Origin of the sequence: Pseudomonas ficuserectae (assembly GCF_024584585.1) — a bacterium.
In the GTDB taxonomy this organism is placed as follows: domain Bacteria; phylum Pseudomonadota; class Gammaproteobacteria; order Pseudomonadales; family Pseudomonadaceae; genus Aquipseudomonas; species Aquipseudomonas amygdali.
This window is the reverse complement of the sequence record NZ_CP085684.1, coordinates 5,912,017-5,928,209: the sequence shown is the minus strand read 5'-3', so window position 1 is coordinate 5,928,209 and position 16,193 is coordinate 5,912,017. Positions and strand designations below refer to the sequence as shown.

The following is a 16,193-nucleotide window of genomic DNA, read 5'->3' as shown; positions in this document are numbered from 1 at the left end:
ACGTTTCCGTGAATACCGTGGCTACCCTGTGTTTCTGATAATCTTTCGCGGTTTTCAACTGTGCTGCCAGTCCCGGTACGACTTTCCCATCATCAGAACGGATATCTTCACGTCACTATGAATAAATCAGCAGGTATAGCGATTGGCGTCATCGTCGTAGCGGGCGCACTGGTTACGGCGGGCGCCTGGTACACGGGCAATCAACTGGAAGGCGCGCTGACCGACTCCATCAGCAAGGCCAACCAGGAACTCGCGAAGTCGTTCAAGGGCACCGACACCAGCGTCAAACTGGAAATGCTCTCGCTGGAAAAGCACTTCTTCAGCAGCACGGCGCACTATCGCGTGGACATCCAGAACCTGTCCGATAGCACCCAGGGCGGCCAGTTCCTGTTTGTCGACCAGATCGAGCACGGGCCCATTCCGTTGTCGCGCCTCAAGACCCTGAACCTGCTGCCCGTCATGGCCCTGAGCAATTTCCAGATGGAGAAAAGCCCCAGCGCCGAAAAGTGGTTCGCCATGAGCAAGGACGTTCCACCGCTCAAGGGGCAAGCCAGCATCGGCTATGACCGCGCCACCAAAGGCACGCTGCAGATGGCCCCGCTGGAAATGACCGACGTAGACGGTACGTTCAGGTTTTCCGGGCTCGACCTGAATGCAGAGTCGTCCGCCGACGCCGAAAAATTCAGCCTGGCCGGCAACATGGAAAACCTGCAGCTCAACGTCGCGTCGCCTGACGGCCCGGTCAGCATCGACGTCAAAGGCATGACCTTTGACACGGGCGGCACCAAAGGCCAGTCCGGTTTCTATCTGGGCCACACCAACATGAAAATCCAGAGTGCGGGTTTTCAGGTGGTGGGCAAGCCGCCGGTGCAGATCAAGGACTTCACCAACACCAACCTGGCGCAGGAAGATGCCGGTAACCTGGCTGCCCAGATCAACTACGATGCCGGCATGATTTCCTACGCAGGCAAGGACGTTGGCTCAGCGCACATGGGCTTCAAAATAGCCAACTTCGATGTGGTGGCCACGCAGGCGCTGTATCAGTTGTATCAGGATAAAATCCTGCCTCAACAGCAGCAGGCCGCGCTGGAGAAACGTCCGTTTCGTCTTGAGCTGAACCCGGCTGATCAAGAGCTGATGAACACCCAGATGAAAAAGCTGCTGATCGCCAAGCCGCATATCGAACTGGAAAAACTCTCGCTCAAGACCAGCAACGGCGAAAGCCACATGCGCATCGCGGTGGACCTGGCCGATCCAGGCCCGCTCGATCAGCCTTCCGATTCGCTGCTCTTGAAAAGTCTGGGCGAAGTCAACGCAAAGGTTGTCCTGTCCAAGCCGATGATTCGCGATCTTGCTACCCAGCAAGCCATTCGTGAAGGCCAGACCGACCTCAAGGTCATCGCCGAGCAGGCCAAGGCCGCTGGCGACATGGCCAGTGCCATGGCCGAGATGATGCAACTGGCCAAGGTCGATGGTGACAACATCGTTTCCGACCTGCGTTATGCCGACCAGATGGTCGACTTCAATGGCCAGAAAATGACCGTGCAGCAATTCATGAGCAACGTGATGGGCAAGGTCGGCGTGCTGGGCAACCAGTAAGCTGCCTGCAACACGGCCTGCTGTCAGGACGGGCAATGTACCGTCCTGACAGCAGAGGCCCTGCTACCGAGTCAGCCCGCGCAGGGTATCCGCCAGTTGCCGGGTACGTTGCGAGGTGCCCGCGGTCATGTCGCTGGAGCCTTCCAGCTCCGCCAGCAGGCTGGTGAGCGTGCCGACTTCCAGGGATTGCTCTTCGATATGCTGCGCAACCTTGCGAATCTCCTCGGCCAGACGCTCGATATCCGTGCCGATGTCATTCGCGTTTTGCGTGGTTTTCTGCGCCAGCTGACGCACTTCATCGGCGACCACTGCAAAGCCACGGCCCATTTCGCCGGCCCGAGCTGCCTCGATGGCGGCGTTCAGCGCCAACAGATTGGTCTGCCCGGCGATCTGCTGAATCATCTGCACGACTGACTGGATGCGCAGGCTGGACTTGGCCAGCTCCCGAGAGCCAAGCACGACCTCGTCGGCCTGGCTGACTAGGCTCTTGACGGTATTACCCGCCTTGTCGATGACCGTTTCCTGCTGCGTGATGGTCTGGGACAGTTCATCCATCGAAACATGCAGCTCGCCTGAGTAGTGGCGCAACTGATCGGCGATTTCTTCCTGATCCTGATGAGCCTTGACCAGTACATCGCCCAAATCGCTCAGGCCGCCGAACACTGGGCGGATCTGCTCGTCCAGACCACTCGGGTCAATGGTTTGCACAAAGTTACGCTGCTTGAACTGGTCGATCTGCTTGACCACCACATGGCTCAAACCGGCCAGCTTCTTGATCTGCCGACGCAGGAAGAACGCCTTGAATTCGCCGTAATAGGCAATGAAGTTATCGATGTAATCGTCGCGGAACGGCTGACCTTCCGGCACCTTGAAAAAGAACACTGCGGTGAGGGTCTGGTTGAGGTTCAAACCCAGAATCTCGCCGAAGGTCGAGAAGCCCACCACTGGCGTCTCGCCGAACACATCATTCATGCGGCCCAATTCACTGCCGTTGTTCAGACGACGCAGAATGCAGTCGCTCAACAGGCCGAGCAACGGCTTGCCGGACTTGCCCTGTAGAAAGCGCGCGAAGTCCTTGCGCGTGGTGTCGATCATCGACGTCCGTTTGACCATCACCAGTTCTTCGCCGGGTGCCACGTCGCAGAACAGATGAACCCGCTCGCTTTCATAATCGATGCGCGCAATGGAGCGTACGAACAGTTCCTCGCCCACCCGAATGGCGAACGAATATTGCGCCAGCTTGCCTTCCAGCTCATGCCGCTCGCACTTCAGCGCATCACACAGCGCTGCAACCATCGTGGCAATCTCGCCTCTGGAATTGACCACCTGGCTGATATAGCGCTCTTCCAGCGAGGCGGTCAGGACACTCAGGCTCAGTGGCGTTGGCTCGAAGTTCTGGCTCTTGAAGACGCCAAAGCGCACATTCTTTGCGCTCTTTAGAAACACCACCTGAGCATGGTTCTCGTAGCTGCGTTTACCGTCGTGAATCAGCGTCTTCTTGAAGTCGCTTTTGCCGCCTGCAGAGCCACCCACGAACAGGCATGGGAAACGCCCTGACTCGTAGAGCGCTTCCATGAAAAACGACTCCGATGCCGAAAGCCCGTCAAAGGTGACGTAGGCCAGCGTATCCCTGTGGTCGATAGGCGTGCTGACCTGAGTGCGCTTGATCGAGTCGGTCAGCCGCGCAATGCGCTCACGCATGGACAGTCGCTTGCCCGCGCCGCGAATATCTTCGCTGTGCAGGGGAATATGCACCACCTCGGCACTCTGGATAACGCTTGAGTCGAACAGCGCCAGCACGATCCGGTCCCACTGATTACCCGCCGCGCAATACAGCGAATCATTGCTGGAGCACAGTTCGCCGGATGTTGTGCACAGGCTGATCTTGGCGTTGGGAAAGCGTGCCGCGACAGACTGGGCAACCTGACCGAAGTCGACGTGAGGTGAAACGAAGCCTGTCAGGTAGACCGGGTCAAAACTTAACGCCGACAGCGTGTCGTTCAATTCCCGCGCGGACGTAATGACACTGAGTACGCCTCCGGTCCGCGAAGTGCCGGCCCGAAAACGAGATAGAAAGCTCATGGTTGAATCCGTAAGAGTAAAAGGCAGGGGCCGTAAAAAAGGCCGAGGTCTTTTAATCGGCTGCTGACGGGTTCAGGTTAGCCGGTGGGCGATGAATTTTGCCTATGCGTGCCGCTCAGGACATGTTCAGCATCAACGCTCTGATCAGGGCAAGCGTCTGGCGATGCACTGAATCATAGTGATTATTGTGGCAATAGGGCCGTACTGACAGGGTGATGGAATCGGCTGTCGTAGAGGACAGATGCACATCGACCGCGGGGCAGGGCTCGCCCGGCAGATGGCCTGACGAGCGGAGCCGTACATTGAAGGGAAAAGCAGGGGGCCGGCTACTGGTAGTTTTGACTGGAGGCAGATGGCCTGCGCCTGCCGTCGAGTGCTAAGGAAACTCTGAAAAAGACTTCCTAATTTGGCAAAATCTCCGGACACCAGTCGCCGAGCTTTTCGATGATGAAACAGATGACCTTCGCCGACGCCGAGTATGCCGGCAAGCGCAAGCAGACCCGTAAGGAATTGTTCCTGATCGAGATGGATCAGGTGGTGCCCTGGAAAGGTTTGATTGCCCTGATTGAGCCCTATTATCCAAAAGGAGAAGGTGGCCGGCCCGCCTACCCACTGATGGCGATGCTGCGTGTTCATCTGATGCAGAACTGGTTCGGCTACAGCGATCCGGCGATGGAAGAAGCGCTGTATGAGACGACCATCCTGCGTCAGTTTTCAGGCCTGAGCCTGGAGCGAATTCCAGACGAAACCACCATTCTCAACTTCCGTCGTCTGCTGGAAAAGCACGAGTTGGCGACCGGGATTCTCGGCGTAATTAATGGTTATCTGGGCGACCGTGGCTTGTCGTTGCGTCAAGGCACCATCGTCGATGCCACGCTGATTCACGCGCCCAGTTCGACCAAGAACAAGGATGGCAAACGCGATCCTGAGATGCATCAAACCAAGAAAGGTAACCAGTACTATTTCGGCGCCAAGGCTCACATCGGCGCCGACGACGAGTCAGGCCTGGTGCACAGCGTGGTAGTAACAGCGGCCAATGTGGCAGACGTCACGCAGGTTGCCAAACTGCTGCACGGCGAGGAAAACGTAGTCTGCGCCGACGCAGGTTACACCGGGGTCGAGAAGCGCGAAGAACACGCTGGGCGCAAGGTCATTTGGCAGATTGCCGCCCGCCGCAGCACTTACAAAAAGCACGGAAAACGCAGTATTTTGTACAAGGCGATCCGAAAAATCGAGAAGGCCAAGGCCCAGATTCGCGCCAAGGTCGAGCATCCGTTTCGGGTCATCAAACGCCAGTTTGGCTATGAAAAAGTGCGCTTTCGGGGCTTGGCCAAGAACACCGCGCAGATGGTGACGTTGTTCGCCCTGTCAAACCTGTGGATGGCCCGCCGACATTTGTTGGCGAGCGCAGGAGAGGTGCGCGTGTAATGCAGGAAATGGTTACCGCAAAAGGCTTTGCAGCGGCCGAAAGAGCTAAAAAGCGAAGATAATTGAGCAAATTTCGACATGCATCGTTTTTTGAAAAGTGCTGAGGACTCGGTAGCCGGAAAACATCCGGCTACTTCAGACCTTCCCAAGGAACCAAATCCGTCCAAAAGGCCACACAACGCGACACTTTTAATGAAAATTTGGTGGCTACATAACTTCAGCGTCAGTGGTCAAAAACCTCTTTAAGGAACGCTGCAAAAATAGCCAACCGCTCAGCAGGCCCGGCAAGAGGCTGGCTCGCTCATTACACAGCCGCGCAGAGACATCACTGCAGTTCGAACGCGAGGCGTGAGCGGCCAAACGGCACCTTGGCTGGACGCGCCACTGAGGCGGCCCTGTTGGAGGAGCGGATCCTCGCTCAAATATCAGCGTCGGTACGAAGATCAGGTGCAAGAGCTAAAGGTCGTATTGCGTCAGCAAACAACGCCTTGACCGCCAAGAAACACGGCCCAGTGCAACTCAACCGTGACAACGACTACATTCGGATGGACTAATTGCAGACATGAGAATCCCCAACGTCAATCTAAACGCATTGAGCACAAACCGGTCTTTCAGTGAAGAGGACCAGCTCAAGCGGACCGGGGATCAGCCGGAAGCCAGTACCGGCAACAGTTGCAATGAGCGGCAGCCGGCCAAACGGCGACGGGTGGAGCAGGATGAACCTGGAGCCGGTGGCCGCGCACGGGACAGGGACGCTCGGCAACAGCCTACCATTCACGCGCACTTGCGCAACGATATCACCGACCGACATCGTACCAAGTCCGAGCGGCCCCATGACAGAGCGCCCGCTGACGTCAGTGCATCGTCATCGCATCGTAGGCCACAAAGAACAACGCATGGCTGGGAGGCGCGCTTGGCCGAACACACGTTCGACCGGGCGGCAGGAAAACGACCTCGGGAAGAGCGAGAGCCGTATCGGCAGCCAAAGCGGCCAATGCATGACTTGGAGTGGACGGCGGCGGATCTTCACCAGGCCGAACATCAGCTCGATCCAGCTGCAAAAGAGCAGCTGCAGGAACAGCGAGAGCGGTATCGGAAATGGCTGAGTGCCCCCAGCCGAGTACCTCAGAACCACAACGCTCGCTTGTGCGTGTCGGTGGCAAAGGAAAACGCGCTGGCGCGTCACATCGGCTGCGGGCTGGCGCTGCCTTTCCTGGATGAGAGCGTCAACGCGCAAACCAATGCGCAGTGGCTCGACCAATACCTTCTGATGATTGCCAGTGCAAGGCGCGCCACAGGGGCAGGCGTAACGCATAGCGAGCTCGATCGTTGCACGGAGGTTGCGGCGCAGTATCTCTGCAAGACCAAGTGGTTTGACGGTGCATCGCTGACGCAGCTGGCCCATGTGGGCAACAAGCTGAGCAAGCATCCGAACCAGCAAGCGTGCATGGATGCAATCGCGTGGATCGCCGGACAGCTCAATCAGGCAGATGATTTATCGGGACTGGATGGCCGCCACTCAGTCCTATTCTTGAACGCCTTCGCCAAGAACTTCAACAGCGGCAGGTGTGAACGCGCGGTGGCTCGTCTGGCGCGTCACTTGCAACGTAACCACTCTGCCCGATCGTCTCTGGACGCGCAGCACATCGGCCTGGCACTCAATGCCTTCAGCAAGTGGCCCGACAATCCGGACTGCCAATCCATGGCGTACTTGCTTGCTGATATGCTTGCAAGCAACAGACGCTTGCGTCATGCGATGGATGGGCAGAGCGTCGCGAACGCGCTCAACGCCCTGAGCAAATGGCCCGACACACCGCACTGCGCGGACGCCGCCAACGCACTGGCCTTGAGGCTGGCCAATGATCGCCACTTGCTCAACGCCCTCAACCCGCAACAGATGGCCAACGCGCTCAACGCCCTGAGTAAATGGCCCGACACACCGCACTGCGCGGACGCTGCCAACGCGCTGGCCTCACGGCTGGCCGACGAGCGCGGTTTGCGCAAAGCCCTCAACCCGCAAGGCGTGGCCAACGTGCTCAATGCCCTGAGCAAATGGCCCGACACGCCGGACTGCGCGGCAGTCGCCAGCGCATTGGCCTCGCGACTGGCCAACAATCGCGAGTTACGCAACGCCCTCAACCCGCAAGAACTGGCCAACGCGCTCAACGCCCTGAGCAAATGGCCCGACACACCGCACTGCGCGGACGCTGCCAACGCGCTGGCATCGCGGCTGATCGACGCCCCTGGGTTGTGCAACGCCCTCAACCCGCAAGGTGTGGCCAACGCGCTCAACGCCCTGAGCAAATGGCCCAACACGCCAGACAGCAAGTACGCCGCCAACGCGCTGGCCTCACGGCTGGCCGACGAGCGCGGTTTGCGCAAAGCCCTCAACCCGCAAGGCGTGGCCAACGTGCTCAATGCCCTGAGCAAATGGCCCGACACGCCGGACTGCGCGGCAGTCGCCAGCGCATTGGCCTCGCGACTGGCCAACAATCGCGAGTTACGCAACGCCCTCACCCCGCAAGAACTGGCCAACGCGCTCAACGCCCTGAGCAAATGGCCCGACACGCCGGACTGCGCGGCAGTCGCCAGCGCATTGGCCTCGCGACTGGCCAACAATCGCGAGTTACGCAACGCCCTCAACCCGCAAGAACTGGCCAACGCGCTCAACGCCCTGAGCAAATGGCCCGACACACCGCACTGCGCGGACGCTGCCAACGCGCTGGCATCGCGGCTGATCGACGCCCCTGGGTTGTGCAACGCCCTCAACCCGCAAGGTGTGGCCAACGCGCTCAACGCCCTGAGCAAATGGCCCAACACGCCAGACAGCAAGTACGCCGCCAACGCGCTGGCCTCACGGCTGGCCGACGAGCGCGGTTTGCGCAAAGCCCTCACCCCGCAAGAACTGGCCAACGCGCTCAACGCCCTGAGCAAATGGCCCGACACGCCGGACTGCGCGGCAGTCGCCAGCGCATTGGCCTCGCGACTGGCCAACAATCGCGAGTTACGCAACGCCCTCACCCCGCAAGAACTGGCCAACGCGCTCAACGCCCTGAGCAAATGGCCCGACACACCGGATTGCGCGAACGCGGCCAACGCACTGGCCTCGCGACTGGCCAATGATCGCCACTTGCTCAGCGCCCTCGACCCGCAAGGCGTGGCTAACGTGCTCAATGCCCTGAGTAAATGGCCCGACACGCCGGACTGCACTGCCGCCGTCAAGGCACTGGCCTCGCGACTGGCCAATGATCGCCACTTGCTCAACGCCCTCAACCCGCAACAGATGGCCAACGCGCTCAACGCCCTGAGTAAATGGCCCGACACGCCGGACTGCACTGCCGCCGCCAACGCGCTGGCCTCGCGACTGGCCAATGATCGCCACTTGCTCAGCGCCCTCGACCCGCAAGGCGTGGCTAACGTGCTCAATGCCCTGAGTAAATGGCCCGACACGCCGGACTGCACTGCCGCCGTCAAGGCACTGGCCTCGCGACTGGCCAATGATCGCCACTTGCTCAGCGCCCTCGACCCGCAAGGCGTGGCTAACGTGCTCAATGCCCTGAGTAAATGGCCCGACACGCCGGACTGCACTGCCGCCGTCAAGGCACTGGCCTCGCGACTGGCCAATGATCGCCACTTGCTCAACGCCCTCAACCCGCAAGGCGTGGCCAACACGCTCAACGCCCTGAGCAAATGGCCCGACGTGGACGTTAGCCAGGCCTCCGCTGACGCCTTGGCCTCGCGACTGGCCAATGATCGCGAGTTACGCAACGCCCTCAGTCATATCGGCGTGACTCAAGCACTCAACGCCTTGAGCAAATGGCCCGAACGTGCGAATTGCGAGAGTGCTACCGATGTCTTGGCCGGCAGGCTGGCGGAGGACAACGATCTGCGACAAGCCATGGATGAGCACCACGTGGCTGTGTCGCTCAATGCGCTGAGCAGATGCCTCGGAAGGCCGGCATGTCATTCGGCAGTGTTGCTGCTCGCCGAACGCGTCGGCTCGGCAGAGTTGCCGTGGCAGCAGTTCGAGATGCGTGGGCTCGCCATGGTGGCCAACGCGATGTCCCGTCTGCTGCACCTGGATGAGGAACAGTTCCAAATTTTGGGACGCGCCAAACTGCTGGCAATGGCCGGGCACCTGGAGCTGCACCGTGAGCGTTTTGAGTCTGCCTCCGCGCAAGACATTGGTATGCTCTTCAAGGCCCTTTCATCGGCGCAACTCCATCGCCAGATGCGTCCGCTGGCTCGGTCGGCCCTGGAGCGGGTTGCGGTGCTCGCGCAGGAAAACGGATTACGGGAAACCAACCTTGAGGGGCTCGGCAGCCTGTGCATGGGATTCTTGCCGTTGATCCGCAGCCCAGAGTTGACCTCTCGCCATCGGGGGCACGCATTGCGCGTGTTCAATACGTTGCAGCCCATCATCGAGCGCAAGATCGACTTGTACCTTACCGGCGGTGTCCCGCCGTCTTCGACCGACCTCGAACAATACGCCACTCGATGCCCGGCGCTGACCTTCTTCCAGGTACTCAAGGCTTACAGCATGGTGAGCCGGCAATGCAAGCCGCGCCACATCGAAGGCTCGCGCCAGGAAATTCGCCAACGTCGCGAAGAGTTGGGGAAATGGGTTGACAGGACGCTGGAGCGGACACGCGAGGCCATCGAGGAGGACCTCGGCGAGATGAGCTGGAACTTGATCGCGCAGATCGAGGCCGGTGACATCGTATTTGACGCCCTGGACCTGCGCATGGCGAAGGAAGCAGCGAAGATTACGCAGGCCCATCCACCGAGCCAGTTCGACCTTGACGCCGGGCGCCTGAGCATGCGGTCGGCACCCGGCGAGCCCGTTGCTCCGGCACCCGGCAACGGCAGCACGACCCACATCGTGGTCGATCTGCGCGGCAAGGAAGTGTCGACCAATGCGACCGAGACGAACAAGCCGTACTCGCTATTTACACGGCTGACGGGCTTGCCGCTGGTGGAGGTCCAACTGCCTGGGGCAATTTCGACGTTCATGCTCGCGCGTACGCTCACCTACCAGGACGAACCCTGGCGTTTTGACATGTTCGGCGGCAGCCGCGCCACGCGAGGCCACATGAGTCGCCCCGCCCAGTTGCTGTCCGGCACATCCGGAGCACCGTCGCTGCTGCCGGCAATGCGCTATACAGACACCGCGCCGGGCAGTAGCCTGATGCAGCTCATCGCCAAGCTTGCCCCGCAGCGCGAAGACTGGTCGCGGATGCAGCGCTCGCTACTAGAGATGGTGCCGACCGATCACGTCATTGAGGGCACACTGCGTCTGGGATTTTTTGAAGACGTCAGCGGCCCTGCGCACCCGTTCAAGCCAACAGCACCGGACGGGCATGCATTGGCGCTGTGCCCCAACGATGGTTGCGGCTTCCTGAAGCTGGAGGTGGCACTACGCATACCGGCCTTCCGTGAGTACTTCTCTGCCTGGCAAGCAGTGCAGGCCGGTGAGGCCAGCCAGAAGCAGCGTGACCTTATTGCCAAGGATAAGGGACCCACGCGGCTGGCACCGCAGGCGCTGCAGCACTTCCCACGTGACGAGGCGGCACTGCAGGAGGCGCACGAGGCGATGCAGCGCCGGTTGCAGGCGCTGCCGTCGGAGTTGAGTCAACTCACGTTATACGAACTGGCCACCAGCGGCGGCTACCAGGGCCAAAGAGTCAGGGCGGTGCCTGCTGCCGACGACAAGGTGCACCTACCGAGCGAGCGCAGCCAGACCTTCGACGCCGCAGGCGGCGCCTTGCTGATCGGCAAGCCGCCCTATGACAAGGAGAACCTGCTGCCCGTGCCGGAAGAACGCGTCGCGACAGTGGCGCAGAGCGACGCCACCGCCGAATTCCTCTCGCAGTCCTTTGGTATCCAGTACAGCTACACTGGCTTCGACGACGGATCGGGCAGCGACGCCGAGATGCTGCACAGCAAGGGCATGCTCATCGTGGTGCCATCAAAGAACTGGCCAGCCAATTTTGCGGACATGGATCTGGCCTGCTCGAAGGAGGACCTCAAGACCTTATCGCGCTGGACGACCGGTCGCGACCGCAGTGCCGTGCCGCAGGACATGCTCACCACCGGCAGCCTGCGGCTCAAGGACATCGTGGAGCCCGGACGCATGGGCGCACTGCCTATCCCGGAACTGCGCAAGCGCAACATGGACACCGACGGCGACGACGCGTTCGTGTACGCGGGCTACCCCAAGCTGGCCGCGCTGATTTCGCGCGAGATGGCCGATCGCGAGGTACGCCGCGGCCAGCCACGTTCCTTCAAGCCGCCGAAAACGGCCACGCCGGCCATTGATCCTGACAACGGCCATTACCAGGCGGGGCGGCTGTCCGAGATCATGTCTCTGCAACGTGGCGGCCAGATCATGGGGGCGGCCAGCACCTTGGCAGCGCGCTTCATGGCGCAGCCTGACCACCTGCGTGAGGCAATGGCGCGCAATATGATGTTCGGCACTTATGACGGCATTGAGCGCGACCTGCGTAACGGTCTACGTGTAGCACTCGACAGCAAAGCCAGAGATCCTCAGGTGTTGACGGAACTGCGCAACCAGGCATACAACGCCATCGGGCGCGCCCACCTGCCCGAGGCACGTGAAGCCGCCGAGCTCCTGCATGCACAACTGCTTCGACTGGAGCCGGGGGCATCATCGCGTGCCGAAATGCCGCCATTGCCGGATGCGCTGGGCGAGGCCTTCCCACGCCTCGCCCAGGCGTACCTTGCTGCGCCTGATACTGAGGCACGGATTCACGCCATCATCGACAACTACCCGGTGTGCAGGCTCTCGCACGCGCAATTCCCGGCAGGGCAACCGGGGCTCATCCCTGGAGAGCCGGAACTGAGCATGCGCAACCTCTTCACCATCGCGATCAAGGTGGGCACCGATGCGCTGAAGTCTGACACCGGCACTGCGCTGTTCGCCAAGATCGTTGAGTCGTGCGAACGATCCGAGCGAGGGTTCGCTGATCGGGTTCGCAGCGTACCGTATGGCAAGGTGACTGCCCGGGCCATGCACGATGGTCGCTTCGACGCCGAGCAGACCCAGATGGACCTGCAGAACATGCCGACGATGGCTGCGGGCGTCATGCAAGACGCGCTACACTCGCTGCAGCAAGCAGACCTGATCGACCCACCGCCACCGCCCGCCGAGCGCTTGCGCGCCGTGCAGCCAGAGGACATTGCGCTTGAGGCGCAGAGCTTACTGAAGCGTGCTCGCGAGATGGAACCTAGGGTCACTCACATGCTGAGGCGCGTCGCCGAGTCCCATGCTGGGCAACTGGCGGGCATGGACCATCAACTGAAGTCGGTCGGCTCGTTGAAGGAAAAGCTAAAGCAGCAGATGGCTGTGAAAAACAAGACCCTGGAAGAAGCCGTGGCCGGCGTGAACGATGCGTTGCGCTACAGCGTAGTACTGGATCCGCAGGATTTCACCGCTGGCTTGCGCGGTGTGCTGGCCTCGCTGGACGATCAGGGCCATGTGCGCGTCAAGCTGAACAACCTGTTTGCCAAGCACAAGCCAGCCTTTAAAGCGGTCAATGTCACTATGCGCAGTCCCGAAGGCGCGCTCTGGGAGATCCAGTTCCACACGCCTGACACCTTCAGGCTCAAGGAGCAATTCCATGATCTTTACAAGCACGGCTATGCGCTGCAGCTTCAGGGTGCCCCACTGACTGACCAGCGAGAAGTGCAGGCGCCCGCGCAAGACGCCTTCAGACTCGTGCCTTCGCCGCCAGAGTGCGACGATATCGACGACTGGGAGGAGGAGAACGTCCCGGCCTTGGCAATCACGGTTCCGGCTTTCAAATCCCAACCAAACAATCGCAAAGACGCCGCAAAATTCCGTGCAGGCGTGAGCAGCACACCGCAAGTGACGCTGTCACAGCAGAGGGTGCCAACTCGATGACCCCCTTGATAGCCTCTTCCTGAGCCGGTGGGCTTTTTCAAAAGCGGGCTGGGTGCTTCGTGACGATGAGTAGGTCAGCGCCATTGGCCTTGACCGACTAAGGTTGCGCCAGCTCGTCGCGGACCTTGATGGGGAGCCCGCAGAATTCGGAAAAAATCGTACTACAAGGGCTTCCCCATTGAGCACAAGCCCAATAGTTTCTGTTTGACTCCGCTGCATGTGCCGGATCGACGGAAAGAAGGTGAAGGACTGCAGTACTACAAACGGTCATCTTGAGCTGATCGCTCGGTAAGCCGGAATCCCAGAAATTTCCGTCATGGGCGGGAAGCGAGTACTGGTGCGAATTGACGCCAAACAGGTGTTTTACGACAACCTGCGTCAATGTAACCATGTATAACCGCCTGCTCCATTAGCACATATGTTCTAATGTGGGAATGTGTAGTCTTGGAGGTTATCCCATGAGTCGCTTAACCATCGACATAACAAACCAGCAGCACCAAAGCCTGAAAGCGCTGGCTGCCTTGCAGGGCAAGTCCATCAAGCAATATGCGCTGGAAAGACTGTTTCCGGGCGATGCTGATGCCAATCAGGCATGGGAAGAACTGAGAACCCTGCTCGGCGCACGTATTCACGAGGGACTTACCGGCAATGTGTCTGCCAAGAGCATCAGCAAAATTCTCGATGAAGAACTGATCGAGGGCAGCGCTTGACCGGCTACGTTCTCACCGCTGCGGCAGAATCCGATCTGCGGGGCATCGTCCGCTACACCCGTAAGCAATGGGGCGATGCGCAGGTGCGCCGCTACATCGCTACGTTGGAACAGGGGATCGCCAACCTCGCCGATGGCCGGGGTGTGTTCAAAGACATGAGTGCGCTTTTTCCGGCTCTACGGATGGGGCGGTACGAGCATCATTACGTCTTCTGCCTACCGCGTGAGGGAGCGCCTGCTCTGATCGTGGCTATTTTCCATGAGCGCATGGATCTGATGACACGACTGGTTGATCGGCTCAAAGAGTAATAGTCTGGGTAGCCATGATGGAAATAGCGGCTGTTTTCGATTGCAAGCCGCTACACCTAGCGGCCGTCACCACAATTCCGGCCATTAGACTGAAATCAGTTCAGCTTAACGTACTTCAAAATCCTTTTTCTGAGGCGCACCGTTGTTGATCGCGTCGTTCAGCCTCTTGGCCGGGACGAACTTGATGACTTTCTTGGCAGCGATTTCGATGGCAGCGCCAGTCGAGGGGTGGCGGCCAGTGCGGGCTGGGCGCTCTGCCACTTTCAGTTTGCCGATGCCCGGTAGAGTGATTTCTGCACCGTTGCCCAGCTGGTCGGCAACGATCTGTCCCAATTGATCAAGAGCCTTACCCGTGGTGTTTTTTGGCGCGTCGATAGCTTCTGCGATACCGGCGATGAATTGGTCTTTAGTCAGAGACATTATGGTGTTCCTTCCCTATCAAGTTCATTTGGATTGCAGAGTAAGGGGTCAGCTTGGGGCCGAGAACTGGGCAGCCTGCGGCTGCAAATTGTGGGATTTTGAAATCGGTTATCATAGCCGAAATCGAGTCGATCCCTCCTCAGCACAGGCTTACACATGGCGTCAGAGACCAAAAAACGTAAACGGGCGAGCCGGGCAAAAGCCAAGGCAAAGCAGACCCGTCTCCAACGCGCCGGGCATACCACCTTCGTTCCCGATACCGACTTTTTCTTCGATATCAATCCTTTCGGTAATGTCGATCTTTGTAGTTGCTGCCAGACAACGTATCTGAACGACATGTTTCCCGACGCTTCTTGCGTAAGCGTTTCGATGAGAGAAGGGCCAGGCGGATTCGCCATCACCGCCGTCATTCACCACGATGAGGAGCCGCCCTGCTGACGTGGCCTCTGCACCGCCTGCTTACAAACCTCGACCGCTCAAAAACCTCTTCACGGCCAACGGCTGCTGGGCAGATTTGCTGGAGGCCGGCGGTCTGCGCCAAATCGAAGTGGAGTCGATCAGCAAAATGCTCGCCTGCGGCACCTCGATACTGGGCGTCAAACACTACACCTGCGCCAATGAGCATTGCCCACACGTCAAATACCTGTGCAACACCTGCCATTGCCGGGCCTGTCCTTCCTGCGGCAAAAAGGCCACCGACCAGTGGATCGCCGTGCAAAACAACCGTCTGCCCGACTGCCCCTGGCAGCATCTGGTGTTCACGCTGCCCGACACGCTGTGGTCCCTGTTCTTCTACAACCGCTGGCTGCTCGATGCGCTGTTTCGTCTGGCGGCCGATAACCTGATCTACACCGCCAGGCGGCGCGGTTTGCGCGTCGGGATTTTCGGGGGGCTGCACACCTATGGCCGGCGGCTCAACTGGCATCCCCACGTCCACCTGTCGGTGACCGCGGGCGGCCTGGATGAGCAGGGCGTCTGGAAAAATCTGTCGTTCCACAAAGAGGCCCTGCGGCGGCGCTGGATGTGGCTGGTGCGCGATTACCTGCTGGGACAGCCGCTTTCGCAATTGACGATGCCGCCGCCGCTGGCCCACATCCTCTGTGAAAGCGACTGGCACCGTCTGATACTGACCGCTGGCGGCCAGCACTGGCACATCCACTTGTCGAAGAAGACGGAAAACGGGCGAAAGACCGTCAATTACCTGGGCCGCTACCTGAAAAAACCGCCCATCTCGGGCAGTCGTGTGGCGCATTACACCTGCGGGGCCACGTTGAGCTTCACCTACCTGGATCACCGCACGCAGACCTATCAGCAGGAAACGCTAAGCCAGGCCGACATGCTGCGCCGGGTGGTGCAGCACATCCCGGAGAAGCATTTCCGGATGATCCGGTATTTTGGTTTTCTGGCCAATCGGGTGTGTGGGAAATACCTGCCGAAGGTGTATGAAGCACTGAAGATGGCGACGCCAGGACCGGTACCAAAGCTGTATTTTGCGCAGATGGCCAAAGCCTTTCTAAACGTCGATGCGTTCCGCTGCGTGCTGTGTGGCGCGCGGATGGTATACACGGCGGCAATCAGCGGGCTGACGGTGCAGGGACTGATCCTCAACGCTCAGGCGATTGCGCAGATGAGGTACGTGAAGCCCTGACAGGGGGTAGGTGCGTCCGCACCTAGGCTTCGCGGTGAAATAACCTGCATTAACGCTTACTGATAGGGATTTTC

The 16,193-nt window shown here is 59.7% G+C and carries 8 protein-coding genes and 3 pseudogenes; 7 read left to right on the top strand and 4 right to left on the bottom strand.

Annotated features, from left to right (window positions below; all coding sequences use genetic code 11):
- The first annotated feature begins 117 nt into the window (after positions 1-117).
- Positions 118-1,599, top strand: a complete 1,482-nt coding sequence (locus LJU29_RS26630; RefSeq protein WP_005746949.1) for a YdgA family protein — start codon at positions 118-120, stop codon at positions 1,597-1,599.
- A gap of 63 nt (positions 1,600-1,662) precedes the next feature.
- On the opposite strand, the pseudogene LJU29_RS29815 reads toward LJU29_RS26630, so the two are convergent.
- The 3 pseudogenes from LJU29_RS29815 to LJU29_RS26620 all read right to left on the bottom strand — a co-directional run.
- Positions 1,663-2,019: pseudogene (locus LJU29_RS29815) on the bottom strand (methyl-accepting chemotaxis protein); the annotation flags it as partial.
- A 555-nt stretch (positions 2,020-2,574) separates the two neighbouring features.
- Positions 2,575-3,681 (bottom strand): annotated as a pseudogene (locus LJU29_RS29810) (FIST signal transduction protein); the annotation flags it as partial.
- 115 nt (positions 3,682-3,796) lie between these two features.
- Positions 3,797-3,940, bottom strand: a pseudogene (locus LJU29_RS26620) (mechanosensitive ion channel family protein); the annotation flags it as partial.
- A 188-nt stretch (positions 3,941-4,128) separates the two neighbouring features.
- Here LJU29_RS26620 and LJU29_RS26615 point away from each other — a divergent pair.
- From LJU29_RS26615 to LJU29_RS26600, 4 genes are all read left to right on the top strand, one after another.
- Positions 4,129-5,109, top strand: coding sequence for an IS5-like element ISPsy2 family transposase (locus LJU29_RS26615; RefSeq protein WP_257112708.1), 981 nt, complete (start codon positions 4,129-4,131; stop codon positions 5,107-5,109).
- Between the two features lie 562 nt (positions 5,110-5,671).
- Positions 5,672-13,033, top strand: a complete 7,362-nt coding sequence (gene xopAD / locus LJU29_RS26610) for a XopAD/skwp family type III secretion system effector (RefSeq protein WP_257111430.1) — start codon at positions 5,672-5,674, stop codon at positions 13,031-13,033.
- A 458-nt stretch (positions 13,034-13,491) separates the two neighbouring features.
- Positions 13,492-13,743 (top strand): type II TA system antitoxin, ParD family, encoded by a 252-nt coding sequence (locus LJU29_RS26605; RefSeq protein WP_004643047.1) that lies wholly within the window; start codon positions 13,492-13,494, stop codon positions 13,741-13,743.
- Complete coding sequence (locus LJU29_RS26600) at positions 13,740-14,051, top strand: type II toxin-antitoxin system RelE/ParE family toxin (RefSeq protein ID WP_053486599.1); 312 nt, start codon at positions 13,740-13,742, stop codon at positions 14,049-14,051. The genes LJU29_RS26605 and LJU29_RS26600 overlap by 4 nt, the downstream gene beginning before the upstream one ends.
- Positions 14,052-14,156: 105 nt before the next feature.
- On the opposite strand, the gene LJU29_RS26595 is transcribed toward LJU29_RS26600, so the two are convergent.
- Positions 14,157-14,471, bottom strand: a complete 315-nt coding sequence (locus tag LJU29_RS26595) for an HU family DNA-binding protein (protein WP_005758826.1) — start codon at positions 14,469-14,471, stop codon at positions 14,157-14,159.
- A 156-nt stretch (positions 14,472-14,627) separates the two neighbouring features.
- Here LJU29_RS26595 and LJU29_RS26590 point away from each other — a divergent pair, with 156 nt between their 5' ends.
- On the top strand, positions 14,628-14,909 hold the full coding sequence (locus LJU29_RS26590) for a hypothetical protein (RefSeq protein ID WP_257111429.1): 282 nt from the start codon (positions 14,628-14,630) through the stop codon (positions 14,907-14,909).
- 1 nt (position 14,910) lies between these two features.
- Positions 14,911-16,119, top strand: coding sequence for an IS91 family transposase (locus tag LJU29_RS26585; protein WP_257111428.1), 1,209 nt, complete (start codon positions 14,911-14,913; stop codon positions 16,117-16,119).
- Positions 16,120-16,193 lie beyond the last annotated feature (74 nt).